At 61.4% G+C, this 14,886-nt stretch carries 11 protein-coding genes; 3 read left to right on the forward strand and 8 right to left on the reverse strand.

The features are described from left to right. Window positions 1-4: 4 nt before the first annotated feature. The 7 genes from AAF659_RS11220 to lptM are packed head-to-tail and all read right to left on the reverse strand — an operon-like array spanning window position 5 to window position 9,036. Window positions 5-3,184, reverse strand: coding sequence for an ATP-binding protein (locus AAF659_RS11220; protein ID WP_349751845.1), 3,180 nt, complete (start codon window positions 3,182-3,184; stop codon window positions 5-7). Further along, window positions 3,184-4,920, reverse strand: coding sequence for a diguanylate cyclase (locus AAF659_RS11225; RefSeq protein ID WP_349751846.1), 1,737 nt, complete (start codon window positions 4,918-4,920; stop codon window positions 3,184-3,186). Before AAF659_RS11225 ends, AAF659_RS11220 begins: the two co-directional genes overlap by 1 nt. Window position 4,921: 1 nt before the next feature. Beyond that, the gene (xerC, locus tag AAF659_RS11230) at window positions 4,922-5,890 is read right to left on the reverse strand and encodes a tyrosine recombinase XerC (protein WP_349751847.1); all 969 of its coding nucleotides are present in this window, start codon (window positions 5,888-5,890) and stop codon (window positions 4,922-4,924) included. A gap of 23 nt (window positions 5,891-5,913) precedes the next feature. After that, window positions 5,914-6,648, reverse strand: coding sequence for a DUF484 family protein (locus AAF659_RS11235; protein ID WP_349751848.1), 735 nt, complete (start codon window positions 6,646-6,648; stop codon window positions 5,914-5,916). Between the two features lie 17 nt (window positions 6,649-6,665). Beyond that, complete coding sequence (gene dapF, locus AAF659_RS11240; protein ID WP_349751849.1) at window positions 6,666-7,610, reverse strand: diaminopimelate epimerase; 945 nt, start codon at window positions 7,608-7,610, stop codon at window positions 6,666-6,668. Then, window positions 7,607-8,866 carry a diaminopimelate decarboxylase gene (lysA, locus tag AAF659_RS11245; protein WP_349751850.1) on the reverse strand — a complete coding sequence of 420 codons (1,260 nt, stop codon included), beginning with the start codon at window positions 8,864-8,866 and terminating at the stop codon, window positions 7,607-7,609. Before lysA ends, dapF begins: the two co-directional genes overlap by 4 nt. Before the next feature lie 20 nt (window positions 8,867-8,886). Further along, window positions 8,887-9,036 (reverse strand): LPS translocon maturation chaperone LptM, encoded by a 150-nt coding sequence (lptM, locus tag AAF659_RS11250; RefSeq protein WP_349751851.1) that lies wholly within the window; start codon window positions 9,034-9,036, stop codon window positions 8,887-8,889. Between the two features lie 103 nt (window positions 9,037-9,139). Here lptM and AAF659_RS11255 point away from each other — a divergent pair, with 103 nt between their 5' ends. After that, window positions 9,140-11,614: an EAL domain-containing protein gene (locus AAF659_RS11255; RefSeq protein ID WP_349751852.1), complete on the forward strand. Its 2,475-nt coding sequence runs from the start codon at window positions 9,140-9,142 to the stop codon at window positions 11,612-11,614. Here AAF659_RS11255 and argH read toward each other — a convergent pair. Further along, a complete protein-coding gene (gene argH, locus AAF659_RS11260; RefSeq protein WP_349751853.1) occupies window positions 11,611-13,032 on the reverse strand; it encodes an argininosuccinate lyase in 1,422 nt (473 codons plus the stop codon). The genes AAF659_RS11255 and argH overlap by 4 nt on opposite strands. A gap of 80 nt (window positions 13,033-13,112) precedes the next feature. On the opposite strand from argH, the gene AAF659_RS11265 reads away from it, so the two are divergent. After that, a complete protein-coding gene (locus AAF659_RS11265; RefSeq protein WP_349751854.1) occupies window positions 13,113-14,162 on the forward strand; it encodes a sensor histidine kinase in 1,050 nt (349 codons plus the stop codon). Next, window positions 14,159-14,884: a LytR/AlgR family response regulator transcription factor gene (locus AAF659_RS11270; RefSeq protein WP_349751855.1), complete on the forward strand. Its 726-nt coding sequence runs from the start codon at window positions 14,159-14,161 to the stop codon at window positions 14,882-14,884. The genes AAF659_RS11265 and AAF659_RS11270 overlap by 4 nt, the downstream gene beginning before the upstream one ends. Window positions 14,885-14,886 lie beyond the last annotated feature (2 nt).

A 14,886-nucleotide genomic window follows, 5' to 3' on the forward strand; every position in this document is an offset into this window, starting at 1 on the left:
TCCCCTACGCCTGGTCCTGCACAAACCCTTCCCCGGCGAACTGCTCCAGCAGCTGCTGGACCCGATCCAACTCGAAACCATCAACCGCGTCGGCCAGCTGATTCGCAAACACAGCCAGCTCCTCCACGCCAAGCTCGCGGGCTTGTGTCTGCAGTTCCTCCGCAAAGGCCTGGAGTGCTTCCGGATCGCCGCTATCGACCAGTGACGTCGCCTGGGGAATCAGCGAGTAACGCAATACCCGCATCACTCGCTTCTGGTGTTCCTCACCACATTCATGCCAGAGGGTGAAGTCCTCACGACCACCCCCGTCCTCCGTCGAGTCCAGGTCGATGCGTTCGTGGCGAAGGTAGTCGGCCAGCTCGCCAAGCAGGATTTCACGGCTAACCGGTTTATGCAGATAGCCATCGAACCCGGCTTCACGGATGCGCGCCGCCTCACTGGTCATGACCGAGGCGGTAAGCGCTACTATCGGAATATCATTGAGCCGACGATCCTCACCAAAGGCGCGCAAAGCCTCAAAGCCATCCATTTCCGGCATGCGGATATCCATCAACACCAGCGCCGGCTGGAAATCGCGGGCACGCTCCAGCGCCTGGACACCGTTTTCCGCCTCATCCACCTCAAGCCCTTCGGGCTCGAGCACATCCCGCACCAGCTGGCGGTTTACCGGATTATCATCCACGATCAGAACCCGGCTGCGCTCAAACCGGTAGCGCACCGCCACGCTCTCATCGTTCACATCCGGAGCGGCCAACGCTGTTTCCACATCACGCAGGTGCACGCAGAAGGTCGTACCCTCGCCGGGCTGGCTGCGCACACTGAGCTCGCCGTTCATCATCTCGACCAGCTTGCGGCTGATCGCCAGCCCCAGACCAGTGCCGCCGTACTGCCGACTGCTCTGCCCAACCTGCTGCTCAAAGGCCTCGAAGATCCGCTCCTGTTGCTCCTCGGGAATGCCGATGCCGGTGTCGACCACCTCGATGCACAACTCGGGGGCCTCGCTCTCCTTCCAGGCCACACGCACCCGGACTTCACCATGGTCGGTGAACTTGATGGCATTACCCACCAGGTTGAACAGCACCTGGCGCAGGCGGGTTTCATCCAGCACCATCACCGGTGGCATGTCCTGATCCATTTCAAAGACCAGATCCAGCCCCTTTTCGCGCGCGCGGATTGCAAAGATATGCCGCACGTCCTCCAAAAGCCGACTCAGATCCAGCGGCCCGTACTCCAAGCGCATCTTACCCGCTTCCACGCGCGAAAGGTCCAGAATGTCATTGATCAGCGTCAGAAGACTTCGGCTACCCGCTTTGATGGAATCCAGATAGCCCCTCTGGCGGTCATCCGTAATGGTACGCTCAAGCAGCTCCGTGTACCCAATAACAGCGTTCATGGGCGTGCGAATTTCATGGGACATGTTAGCCAGGAACTCGCTCTTGGCGCGGTTCGCCTCCTCCGCCTGGTCCGCCAGATCCTCCGCACGCTGTTTGGCATCAATCAGTTCCTCCTCACTGCGCCTGAGCGCCTGTTCGGAGCGTACCCGTTCACCCACCTCACGCGAGAGCTTACGGTTCCAGTAAAAGAACGCCGCCAGTACCAGAAACGCGATAATGGCGACACGACGGACCACGGTGTAATCCGCCTGCTGTTCCACGTCGAGCTTGATCCAGCGGTTATAGACCTCATCAAGCGCTGATCGGTCGATCCGGCTCAGCGCCTTACCGAGAATTCCCACAAGTTCCGGGTGCTGGGCACGCACGGCCAGCCGCAGATCGTACTGGAACGGCGCAATGCTGGTGATACGCAGGTTATCCAGCCCGAGTCGCGAAACATTATAGCTGACGCCCGGAATATGGGTGATCATCACATCGAGCTCATCCTCCGAGACTTGCCTCAGCCCCTGCCTGATGGAGGCGGTTTCCGTGATATTCAGGGCTGAATGATGCCGATTGAGGTATTCCCCAGCTGCCATGCCCTGGACCACACCAACCCGGTCTGAACCATCAAGCTCGGACAGATCCCCCACGAACCGGTGATCGTCCCTTACCACAATCGCCACAGGCAGGCTGAGATAGCTGCGTGTGAACAAATGTTCGTCCTGACGATCCGGCGTACGGGGCAGCGCCGGCACCACGTCCACCGTTTCGTCACCGAGCATGGCATCCGCGTTCTCTCCGGGCTGGACCGGAACACGCTCAAACGTGTAATCCAGCTCCTTCTCCACCAGTGCCAGAAGATCGGGAATCACTCCTTCCAGCTCACTTTCGCCCCGGAATTCAACCGGCGGCCAGCCAGTGCGCATGGCCACCTTCAGCTCCGGATGATCCGCCAGCCACTCACGCTCCTCCGCGGTGAGCACCACCTTCTCTTCCTGATCCCCGAAGATGACGTCGTGCCCCATCCAGGCCCCCTGAATATTGCGGTGTTCCAGGGTCGTCATCGAGTCAATAGCAGCATCCAGAACCCCCCGCAGGCGGCCCTGCTCAAAGGGCACAGCATAGGACATAGGCAGCGGCCGCTCTTCCAGAACCTGTACCCGCTGGATAGCACGCAGCTCATTGTTTTCCAGATAACGATCTCCCACGGGCACAGGGGCAAGCAACGCATCCGCCTCCTCGCTGCGCAGCATATCCATGGCCTCGCTGAGCGTCAGCGCCGCCAGTGGGGTAAAGGAAGGGATGCGATCCAGCAATTCAAAGGGATAACGGTCGCCATCCAGAAAGACCACACGTTGATCCTCCAGGCTCCCGAGCCTGCTGATACTGGCGTTGTCACGGCGAGCATAGATGGCGTAACGCACCTGCATGTAAGGGCGGGTAAACCGGTATTCACCGGCGGAGCGGTTGGCAAAGCGCATACTGATCGCGTCGATCTGACCCTGAGCCAGCATACGCTCCAGAAGCAGCGGGTTGCCGCCCACCATTTCCACCCGCTTGCCCAGCTTGCGCTCCAGGAGCCGGGCATAACCTGATTCGGTGCCCAAAACCCGACCGAATTCATTACGGTATGCCAACGGCGGTCTTCCCGAGGGAATCCCGAGGCGGATACGCTCCTTATCCTGCAGCCAGAGCTTCTGTTCCACACTGAACTCTGGGAGGTTGTCGGTTGCAGGAAACGGAACCGCCTGGGCTGCAACCGGCAGAATCAGCGCCCACGCTATGGCGAGAAACATCAGCAAACGCATCAGCGTTCAGCTCCGGAGCGTCTGTCCTGCTCACCGCCCAACAGCACCTGATTACGACCATTCTCTTTGGCGCGATAAAGCGCACGGTCTGCAAGATCCAGCAACTCGTGTGGCCCATCAACTTCCATGAAACCGGTGACACCCCCGGAAAAAGTCACCTCCACGCGCTCATGCCGGAAATGGAATGGCAGCGACCGGATGCGCTCGCGCAGTTTCTCCAGTACCTCAACCGCCGTATCCGGGGGCGTGGAGGGCAACAGAACAATGAACTCCTCACCGCCGTAACGGGCGATGTAATCCGTTTCCCGAAGGTTCTCCCGCACCGCTCGGGCCAGAAGCTGCAGCACCTTGTCGCCGGCCAGGTGGCCATAGGTGTCGTTGATGTCTTTGAACCAGTCGATATCAATAATGGCAAGGCTCGTTGGCTCACGATAGCGATGCCAGCGCCGGTACTCCTCGTCCAGCCGTTCCTCCAGTGCCTCGCGGTTGGGGAGCTGGGTCAGCATATCGGTAGCAGCCTTTTCCCGCTCCTTCTTGAGCTCTTTCTGTGCCTCGTGGGACTCCGCTTCCATGGCAGCCACTTTCTCCTGCAGGTCCTCAACCTGAGCCCGGAGCGTCTGCTCGCGATCCGCCTCCGTCTCACGGTACTCTTTCAAAGTGGCGTTAAGGCGTTCCACATGCTCGCGTACCGCATGCTGCAGCCCGCCCAGTTCGGTCGCCCCAAGCGCACTGCTGCCCATCTCATCCAGTTCCTGATCTATACGCTGATCAAACTGTTCGGACACTTCCTGCCAGTGGCCAAAGTCCAGCGCTCCGGTTTCAAACTGGGTTCGCAACCGTACCAGCCGCTCATCCAGCCCAGCGAGAAACTGCTCGAATTCGCGCTGTCCACGACCCACAGCAGCGACTATAAGATGCACAACCTCATCCAGTGCCGCCTGGAGATTGCTCCAGCTCTCACTCTCGCGAACCCGTTCAACTAAAAGCTCAACCCGTTCCTGGGCCGGTCCAGGCAGCACAATATGCTGCTGGATGTGGCGAAGCAGCTGCAGCAATCGGGCGCTGAGGTTACGGAACTGCTCATCATTCGCACTCGGCTCACCACTATCGAGTTCAAGTCCACCGGCCTCCTCCGCCACTTCTTCCCGGGCAGCGGCGCTCGCACTGAATTCCGCCATATCTTCACCCGAAGCGGTTTCAGTACCACTGTCATCACCCGCTTTTCCGCGGCGTGCGAAAAGACGCTGTAGCAACGACCCTTGGGTTGATGACTCACCCGAGGCATTAAGAACCCGCTCCTGGACATCCGCGAGCTGCTCAAAAAGTTCCGGAAGGGCATTGAAGCGCCCCAGCGTCTCCGTCGGAGAACGTTCGAGTGCCTTCAGTTTCCGGCGATCTTCTCGCTCCGCTTTGGCACGCAGCGGTTCGATCAAGCGCGCGATGGCCTCCTGAAGCCGGCGGATGATCTCATCACGCTCCTCATCAAATCCTGACACCCGTTCTTCAAGCGCTTCCTGGAGCCGCATCAAGCGATCGGTATCCGGCGTCTCGGAGCGTGCCAGTTCGCGCAACTCGCCGAGTGAGCGATCCAGCTTCGTATCCTGGCCCTCGGCAACGAGCGACACCCGAACAAGCAGCCGCTGCAGGCTGTTCTGGCGCCCCTGCCACTGCTTCTCGTCCTGTTCGTGCTGTTCCAGTGCGGCAATATATTTCTGCCGCCAGTCCTGGTCACTCATGTCACCCCTGCTCCGTCCCGGATTCCGTTTTTCTGTCTTTCCGCCGTCGCGCGCGGGGATGCGCGCTGTCGTACACCTGAGCCAGGTGCTGGAAGTCCAAATGAGTATAGATCTGTGTGGTAGCGATGTCAGAATGGCCCAGTAATTCCTGCACGGCGCGCAGATCACCACTGGATTCCAGCAAATGGCTGGCAAAGGAATGACGCATAAGATGCGGGTGAAGTCCCTGGTCAGCCTGCCGCAGCTGGCCCCAGCGGCGCAGTCGCGCTTGCACGGTACGACGGTGAATGCGCCGGCCATGGCGGCTCACGAAAACGGCCCTTTCATCCGCACCGGTAAAAAGCGCACGCTGCTCCAACCAACGATCCAGAGCCACCAACGCAGCACGCCCGACCGGCACAATGCGAGCCTTGCCGCCCTTGCCCGTAACCCGAACGCTGGCATCATCACGATCCAGATCAGGCTGGTCCAGTGCCACCAGTTCCGCCAGTCGCAGCCCGCAAGAGTAGATCAGTTCCATCATGGCGAGGTCGCGTACCTCCAGCGGGTCTTCCGGGGTCTGCTCCAGCAGATGATGCATCTGGTCCACATCCATCACACTGGGCAGCGGGCGCTGATCGCGCGGCGGACGGATATCGAGGGCGGGATTATCGAAGACAATGCCTTCCCGGATCAGGAAACCGTAGAACCGCCGGATAGCGGAAAGATGGCGCGCGATGGTGCGACCGGAGCGCCCTGCACGGGCCAGGCCAGCCACATAATGACGCAGCTGCGATTGGCTCAGCGCAACGGGATCGGAGCCCTGGCTCTGACACCACTGGCTCAGCTTCTGAAGATCCCGCCCATAGTGTTCACAGGTCCTGTGGGCGCTGCGCTTTTCCGAGGCCATGTAGCGCAGGAAGCGTTGCATCGGCTCCGGCAGCGCCCCGGCCGACTCTATCCGTTCAGCGTGCGCATCAGTGGACGCCATGCGGGAGCTCCAGGAGTGGTGGTTCAGTGACCGGCTTCCGACTCGGATGCAGGGATAGAGCCTTCCGGCGCCAGTAGTGGCGGCAGAAGCCGGCCCAGGGTATCGCTGATGTAGGTCATGAACAGTGACCCCATGCTGCTGTGGAAATAGCCCTCATCGACGCTGGCAATGGCAATCAGTCCAACGCAATCATTACGTCGAACGGGGATCACGGCGGCTGATCCCACCTGTTCCGGGGCGGCAAACAGAGCATCGCGGTGGCTGTCGCGCAGGCGGCCAAACAGCGGCTGGCTTTCATCCAGCACTTCGCCGAAAGTCTCTCGGGCCTCGCTGCGATCCAGATAGCGCACTGCCCCACACTGGGACGGCACCTCACCCTCCGTCAGGATCGTCAGGGTTGCCCCCTGAAGCTGGAATTCACCCCGGATGGTCTCATCGAGCACCGCCGCCACTTCCTCAGCGCTACGGGCATCCAGCAGCTGCATGAGCAGGCGCTTGCTGCGCGCAAACAGCTGATCGTTCTGGCGTGCGATGCCGATCAGACCGGCAAGTTCCTCGCGCAGGGCGTCCCGCTGCTCACGGAACAGGTGCACTTGGCGTTCGACCAGGGAGATGGCCGAGCCACTATCATGAGGTAGACGTAGCCTCTGAAGTAGATCCTCGTGACGCTCAAAGAAATCCGGATTAGTCTCGAGATACTCGGCCACAGCCGCTTCAGAAACCGTCGCGCTAGCCGGTTCGGCTGTCGGGTCTGTCATTCACTACCTCCCGTCTGTCAGGCGGAGTTGCCGTCCCGACCCTTTTTCTTCCTGTTGTTCTGGGGGCGGCCACCACCCTGGCGGGAACGGCGTCCGTCACCGGGTGGCTTGATTCGCCCTTCGAAGACCCGCATGGCGGGCCCTTCCATCGTAACAGCTGCCCCGTCTCCCGGCCACGAAATGGTCAGCGTGCCACCAAGCAGTTCCACTGTGACCTGCTCAGCCAGAAGTCCACGCAGGCGCCCCGCCACAACAGCGGCACAGGCGCCACTGCCGCAGGCCCGTGTTTCCCCGACACCGCGCTCGAACACCCGCAGCCGGATCCGATCAGGTGCCACCACCTGCACGAATCCGGCGTTGGACCGTGCCGGGAAACGTGGATGGGCCTCGATCGATGGCCCCAAACTCGCCACAGGAGCTGCGTCGACGTCATCCACTATCAGCACGCCGTGAGGGTTCCCCATGGAGACAGCGGAAAGGATCAGCTCCTCACCGTCGACCAGTACCGGATAGGCCACCGCCTGTTCATCCGCTGCGAACGGAATGGCCGCAGGCGCCAGCTCAGGCACCCCCATATCCACACGAACCAGTCCCTTCTTCGTCACCTCCAGTGTCATGATACCAGTAGCCGTCTGCACCCGTATCCGGTGCTGGCGGGTCAGTTGCTGATCACGCACGAAACGCGCAAAGCAACGAGCGCCGTTACCACACTGCTCTACCTCGGAACCATCCGCGTTGAAGATGCGATAGCGGAAGTCCACATCCGGCCTTTCCGGCGGCTCCACCATCAGAAGCTGGTCAAAGCCCACACCCAGATGCCGGTCCGCCATTTTACGGATCTGACCAGCCTCCAGCTGTACCGGCTGGGTAATGGCATCCACCACCATGAAATCATTGCCCAGACCGTGCATCTTGGTAAAACGCAGCCAGCCGCCACGGCCCCGGCGCCCGTCACCGCTCATGAGCCCAACTCCGGCAGCGGCATTTCCGGTGCCAGCTGCTCCTCCAGTGTCTCTCTGCGGCGAACCAGATGCACGTCAGCGCCATCCACCAGAATTTCCGGCGGACGATTCCGGGTATTGTAGTTTGAACTCATGACGAAACCGTAGGCGCCAGCCGAACGCACAGCAAGCAGATCGCCCGCTTCAATGGCCAGCGACCGTTGTTTACCCAGAAAATCCCCGGTTTCGCACACTGGCCCCACAACATCGTAAACCGCTAACTCAGTGTTGGTGCGCTGTGTAACCGCCTCAATCCGCTGCCAGGCGGAATACAGTGAAGGCCGGATCAGATCGTTCATCGCGCCATCCACAATAGCAAACCGATGCTCATCACCACCTTTGATGCCTTCCACACGGGTCACCATGATCCCGGCATTCGCGGCAATAGAGCGCCCCGGCTCCAACAGCAGCTCCAGATCCCGGTCAGCCAGGCGCTGCTTAAGGGCGTCTCCATAGACGCCTGGGCTGGGTGGCTGCTCATCGCCGTAGGGCACGCCGAGTCCGCCGCCCATGTCCAGATGCTCAATGACAATACCGTCCTCAGCGAGTGCATCGATGAGCGCCAGCATACGCTCCAGGGCGTCCATCAACGGCTCCAGAGTCTGGAGCTGGGAACCGATATGGCAATCCGCTCCGACAACGTCCAGTCCAGGCATTGCCGCAGCCCGACGATAGAGCTCATGGGCCTGTTCAATCTCGACACCGAACTTGTTCTCCTTCAGGCCAGTGGAGATGTAGGGATGCGTCTGCGCGTCCACATCCGGGTTCACCCGCAGCGACACTGGTGCGGTCTGGCCCCTTGCGGAAGCCACGCTGCTGATCATCTCAAGCTCAAAGTCAGACTCCACGTTGAAGCAGCGCACGCCGGCCTCGAGAGCCCGCTCGATCTCCCAGCGCTGCTTGCCCACCCCGGAGAAAACGGTTGCCGCCGGATCCCCCCCAGCCCGGATCACACGCTCCAGCTCGCCCCCTGAAACAACATCGAAACCAGCTCCAAGGCGAGCGAGTACGTTGAGTACGGCCAGGTTACTGTTGGCCTTGACCGCGTAGCAGATGCGGTGCGATCGCCCTTCGAGAGCCCGGTCATAGGCGTTGAAATGGCGCTCCAGCGTCGCCCTGGAATAAATGTAGCAGGGCGTTCCATGCGTTTCGGCAATGCGGCTTACCGGTACCGATTCTGCGTGAAGCTCACTGTTGTGTTGATTAAAGAAGTCCATGGATCGACCATTCGCCCTGATCAGCAGAGGTGACTGGAGATGGTTTGCACAACCGGTGAGCGGGCATTACCCGGTGCGTCCCGATCGCCTTCCCTATAGAGCGGCCCCTTCTGCCCGCACCCGGCCAGAATCAGCATCAGCGCCATCAGCGCCAGCAGTGATCCGCGCATAAGCCATCTCCCCAAATAAACGGAGTATTGTAACGCCCCAGTGGATGGATCTCATACACAGATGTCGCCCTGCTCACCGCACTTTCTGCTAGTCTCGGGTGTCATGAGGGAATATCTGATCAAGCGGGTCCGCACCGAACCAGGCACCAACAGCAACGCCGAGCCGGCCAGCCTGCAGGTTGATGACGAGGGCATCATCCAGGCAGCCGATGACGCTGCCGAGGCCCTGTTCGGCTACGGTATTCTGGAGATGCAGGGGCTGCCCATGCACCAACTGGTGGCCAGCCGCGAGGACAACCCCCTTATGCCCCCGCTCAGTGACGCTCTGGAGCAGGGCCAGAACGCGCTCATCACCGTCCGCCACGCCTCCGGCTACTTCTTCTCCATCAGCCTGCGCAGCGCTACCAGCGAAACCAGTGGGAATACTGAGGATGCCATGCGCATCCGGCCGCGCCAGGCCACACCGCTCGATACCCGGGTATTCCGCCTGGCGGAACACAGCGGCGGCATTGGCATCTGGGAAATGGACCAGGATTACAATCGTCTGCACTGGTCAGAAGGCCTTTATCACCTCCTGGATCTGCCCCCGGGCAACCAGCTGGACCCTGAACATGTGCTGTTCTACTTTCAGGAGCACCAGAGCCAGGTCCGCCAGGCCATTCTGCAATGCCTGCGCCAGGGCGAGCCGTTTTCCATGGAAGTACCGGTTCTCACGGCTAACCAGAACCACCGCTGGCTCCGGCTCACTGGCCGCAGCCTTGACGATTCCGGTAAACGTCGACTGATCGCCGGAAGCGCCGTGGACATTACTGCCCGCCGAGCGGATGCCCATTCCGCGCAGGTATGGAAGTACCGGACCGAAAGCGTCATGGCAGCCTCCAATGACCTTATCGTCATCATGAACCCGGAGCTGGAGATCGTGGCGGTCAATCAGGCCTACAGCGAAGCCTTCCATGCCGCTTTCGGCGTTACCCCCAACGTGGGTGACAAAATGCAGGATCTGCTTGTCGACCACCCGGAAGAGCGACGGCTCTACGCCCGCCTCTGGGAGCGAGCCATGCGCCAGGAGGGATTCTGCATTGAAATGCCGCTGGCTCAGTCCGAAGAACAGCAGACGGTCTACGAGGTCCAGTTCAACCGGATCTTCTCGCCCGGCGGCGAACTGCTGGGCGCCGCTCATGTGGGGCGGGACAAACGGGTCGCCCAGCTCGATGGCGAGGATCACGTCCATTACCTGAACCGGCATGACCCGCTGACCGGACTTCTTAACCGTCGAGAAATCCTCCAGCGCCTGCATCGTGCCCTTAACCTCCAACGTGAGGCTGGTACCCCGCATGCCTTGATGCACATGGACCTTGACGGGTTCAGCACCCTCAACGCACGTTTCGGTTCCGGCGGTTGCGACCGCTACCTGCGTGAGCTCAGCAGCATGATCTCGGGCCGGCTCCGCCACCGCGACGCCATCGCCCGGGTCGCCAGCGACCAGTTCGTGGTCATCCTGGACAACTGCGCCACAGAGGAGGCGGTTAAAGTCTGTCACAACCTCCGCGACGCCATTGGCGGATTCAGCTTCGAATGGCGGGGAGACACCATCCAGACCACCGTCAGCTCCGGACTCCTGCCGCTGCATCTGGTGCCGGACGCGCCGCCGGAACAGTGCCTGACCCTGGCCGCCGACCTGTGTGAAACCGCCAAGGCTACCGGTCCCGCCAGCGTGAATGTCTACCGCACCGACGAAGACTCTAGCCAGGAGACCGCAACCCGCGAGGATCTGGCACAGCTGATGTATGCCATCACCACCGATGCCATAGAACTTCACTTCCAGGCACTGCGGCCGATTGCCAGCGCTACCTGGGGTGACCATGTGGAAGTGCTCGCACGCCTTCAAAGAGAGCCGGACGACCAGGGCCGGCGCGAGGAAGAACTCTGGCGCCCGACTTCCTTCATGCCGCTGGCGGAACGCTTTGACATGGGCTATGCCCTGGACCGGCGCGTCATCGCCCGCGCCCTGGCGTGGCTTGAGGACAACCCACTGATGCAGCCCCGGCTGAAGATGATCAGCTTCAACCTGTCCACCAGCAGCCTCATGGACGAGAGCTTCGCCGACGAGGTGGCACGGCAGATCGAAGCCAGCTCCTTTGAGGCGAGCAGCTTCTGCTTTGAAATCCAGGAAGCCCATGCCTGCCGGCACCCGGATGAGGCCCGTCGCTGTGCCGAGGCGCTGCGGGCGGCAGGCTGCCGGATCGCACTTGACGCGGCTGGCGTCAGCGGCCAGACCCATAACCTGATTAATGACCTGGGAGCCCGTATTATCAAACTGGATGAAAGTCTGGTGCAGAACCTGGCGGACAACCCACTGCAGGCCATCATGGTTGAGGCCATCCACCGCATGGCTCTTATGTGCGAGGCGGTGACAGTCGCCCCCTTCATCGAGGACGATGCCACCCTTCGCAAGGTGCGCGAGCTGGGCCTGCACTTCGGCCAAGGCTATCGCCTGACCGCCCCCGAGCTTCTGGACAGACTCGCCCCTCCGCCCCAGCCCGGCAACCGGGGCGGCCTGTTCAGGGCTCGCAGTTAATCCGACGCACTCGCATAACCAAGTCCCTCAAGCCTCTGCATGGCATCCCGAGCGGCTTCCCGGACCCGTTCCGGTGCCGTCCCGCCCACATGGTTGCGGGCGCTCACCGAACCATCCAGCGTCAGCACCTGGTAGACATCCTCAGCAATCACCCCGCTGAACTGCTGCAGCTCACTCAGTGTCAGATCCTCCAGATCCCGGCCGTCATGGTCGGCCCAGGCCACTGCCTGCCCGACCACCTCGTGCGCATCCCGGAATGCCAGACCCTGGCGCACCAGGTAGTCCGCCAGATCCGTAGCAGTGGCAAAGCCACGCCGGGCCGCGGCCCGGGTGTTATCCCCGCGCACAGAGAGGGCCGGCATCATGTCAGCGTAAGCGCGCAGGCAACCCCTGACGGTATCCACCGTGTCAAAAAGGGGCTCCTTATCCTCCTGATTATCCTTGTTGTAAGCCAGCGGCTGGCCCTTCATCAGAGTCAGCAGGGAAACAAGGTGGCCATTCACGCGGCCGGTCTTACCGCGTACCAGCTCAGGCACGTCCGGGTTCTTCTTTTGCGGCATGATCGAGGACCCGGTACAGAAACGATCCGGCAGATCCACAAAACTGAACTGAGCAGACGTCCAAAGAACCAGCTCCTCGCTGAAGCGCGAAAGATGCGTCAGAAGCAGAGCGCCAAAGCTGCTGAATTCGATGGCGAAATCCCGGTCACTCACTGAATCCAGCGAGTTGGCGGTAGGGCCGTCAAAGCCCAGCAACTGGGCAGTGTAATACCGGTCGATGGGATAACTGGTGCCGGCCAGCGCTGCAGCCCCCAAGGGCAGCCGGTTAACGCGTTTACGGCAGTCGAGCAGACGCTCATGATCCCGCTGCAGCATCTCGTTCCAAGCCAGCATGTGATGACCGAAGGTCACCGGCTGGGCACTCTGAAGATGGGTGAAGCCGGGCATAATGGTGTCTGCCTCGCGTTCCGCCAACGCCACCAGCCCGGATTGCAGGCGCGCCAGTTCCACGGCGATGGCGTCGATCTCATCGCGCAGATAGAGCCGGATGTCAGTGGCGATCTGGTCATTTCGGGAACGTCCGGTGTGGAGCTTCTTCCCGGTGACGCCAATGCGCTCGGTAAGCGCCGCCTCGATATTCATGTGCACATCTTCAAGACTCACCGACCACTCGAAACGTCCCGCCTCAATGTCCGCATGCACTGCTTCCAGCCCCGCGATGATCTGATGCTCTTCCTCACCGCTAAGCACACCGACTTTCGCCAGCATTCGAGCGTGGGCAATGGAACCGCGAATGTCATGGTGGTAGAGCCGCTGATCAAACCCCACTGAGGCCGTAAACCGCTCTACAAAAGCATCCGTGGGCTCGCTGAACCGCCCGCCCCAGAGTTTGGCCGCCTCTTTCCGCTCGTCGCTCATGGTCTATCCTGTTGTCATGGAATCAAATGCACCTGCAGACCGCGTAGTATAACAGCCTTCCAATCCGGGCCCTATTCACCATGAAACAGACCCATGCAGCACAACATGATGGCGGCTTCATCCCGGACCTGTGCCAGGTCCGCGCCGTCTTTCTACTAGTGCTCACCACTGAGCTGGTGGTACTGCTGTTCGCCCTGGCCCGTCCCTCTGATGGGCTTCTGGACTGGCATTATCTGGGTCTGGCCTCACTGCTGGCTCAATGGGTTACCCTGACCGCCGCTGGCCTGATCTGCGCCCTCAGACATTACCTGGAAAGGCTGGGTATCGCGGTGGCCGCCACGGCCATCACCGTTCTGGTGCTGGCAGATACCGCCGCTTTCACGCTGCTCGGGCAGTGGTTGCTCAACCCGGCCCTGTCGCCACTGGACGCCCCATCCACGCTGCTGCGCAACCTGCTCATGGCTGCGCTGATCACACTGATGCTGTTGCGCTACTTCCATCTGCAGTACCAGCGCCGTCGCCAGGAGGAGGCGGAAATCGAAGCCCGAGTCGCCGCCCTTCAGGCCCGCATCCAGCCGCACTTTCTGTTCAACAGCATGAACACCATCGCCAGCCTGATCATCTCGGATCCGGAGCGTGCCGAGGAAGTGGTTCTGGATCTGTCCGAACTTTTCCGGGTCAGCCTCAACACTGCAGGTGATCGGCTCATCCCGCTGGCAGAAGAACTGCGCCTGTGCGAACGCTACCTCGCTATCGAGCGGCAGCGCCTGGGGCCGAGGCTGCAGATTGAATGGGATCTGGACGAGGCAGCGAGCAGCCTGCCTGTGCCGCCCCTGATCCTGCAGCCACTGCTCGAGAATGCGGTCTATCATGGCATACAGCCACTGACCACCGGCGGGACCATACGGGTGGAATGCGAGCTGACACGACGCTGGCTCTACATCCTCGTCCATAATCCGCTTGCCGACGACCAGGCAGGCCGCCACCAGGGCCAGCGCATGGCGCTGGACAACATCCGCGCACGGCTGCAAGCGGTCTACGCAGACGCGGCCGCACTCAAGACCAGCGTGGGAGCGGATCAGTTCATCGTAACGCTGAGACTGCCAGGAAACAGGGAGAACGACGCATGACGGAGCACCGCGTCCTGATCGTCGATGATGAGGCTCTTGCCCGAGACCGCCTGCGGCGGCTGCTCGAAGCCATGGACGGCTGCCATGTCTGCGCGGAAGCCGCCAATGGCACTGAGGCACTGGAGCAGGCGGGCGAACAGCGGCCGGATGTAGTCCTCATGGACGTACGCATGCCGGGCATGGACGGCATTGCGGCGTCTCGTGAGCTGACCGCCCAGGCCACACCTCCGGCGGTAATCTTCTGCACCGCCTATGACGACTACGCGCTCAGCGCCTTCCAGGTGGAGGCCACAGACTACCTGGTCAAGCCCGTACGCCGCGAAGCTCTGGCCAGCGCTCTGGCACGGGCCGCCCGCGTCAACCGCCTCCAGCACCGGCAGCTGGCACCGGAGGAGAAAGCCGCGATCGTGGTCCGTAACCAGGCAGGCGTCGAACGGATTGAGCTCGACAGGCTCTACTACGCCAACGCCGACAACAAGTACGTCACACTGGTGCACGATCAAGGCGAAACCCTGTGTGACTACAGCCTGCGCGATCTGGAGCAGGCCCACGGCGAACAGCTGCTGCGCATCCATCGCCACTCGCTGGTCAATCGACGCTACCTTAAGGCACTGACCCGCACCCAGTCCGGTCATCAGGCCCAGCTCTCGGATCCAGCGAACACCCGTCTGCGTGTCAGCCGCCGTCATGCGGCCGCAGTGCGCGATTACCTGGAAGGCTGAAG

This window comes from Salicola sp. Rm-C-2C1-2, from assembly GCF_040196175.1.
Lineage (GTDB): Bacteria > Pseudomonadota > Gammaproteobacteria > Pseudomonadales > Oleiphilaceae > Halospina.

Coding starts and splice junctions, on each gene's coding strand:
- xerC (WP_349751847.1), bottom strand. CDS start 5,890: ATGGCGTCCACTGATGCGCACGCTGAACGGATAGAGTCGGCCGGGGCG.
- AAF659_RS11265 (WP_349751854.1), top strand. CDS start 13,113: ATGAAACAGACCCATGCAGCACAACATGATGGCGGCTTCATCCCGGAC.
- lptM (WP_349751851.1), bottom strand. CDS start 9,036: ATGCGCGGATCACTGCTGGCGCTGATGGCGCTGATGCTGATTCTGGCC.
- argH (WP_349751853.1), bottom strand. CDS start 13,032: ATGAGCGACGAGCGGAAAGAGGCGGCCAAACTCTGGGGCGGGCGGTTC.
- lysA (WP_349751850.1), bottom strand. CDS start 8,866: ATGGACTTCTTTAATCAACACAACAGTGAGCTTCACGCAGAATCGGTA.
- AAF659_RS11225 (WP_349751846.1), bottom strand. CDS start 4,920: ATGAGTGACCAGGACTGGCGGCAGAAATATATTGCCGCACTGGAACAG.
- AAF659_RS11220 (WP_349751845.1), bottom strand. CDS start 3,184: ATGCGTTTGCTGATGTTTCTCGCCATAGCGTGGGCGCTGATTCTGCCG.
- AAF659_RS11235 (WP_349751848.1), bottom strand. CDS start 6,648: ATGACAGACCCGACAGCCGAACCGGCTAGCGCGACGGTTTCTGAAGCG.
- dapF (WP_349751849.1), bottom strand. CDS start 7,610: ATGAGCGGTGACGGGCGCCGGGGCCGTGGCGGCTGGCTGCGTTTTACC.
- AAF659_RS11270 (WP_349751855.1), top strand. CDS start 14,159: ATGACGGAGCACCGCGTCCTGATCGTCGATGATGAGGCTCTTGCCCGA.
- AAF659_RS11255 (WP_349751852.1), top strand. CDS start 9,140: ATGAGGGAATATCTGATCAAGCGGGTCCGCACCGAACCAGGCACCAAC.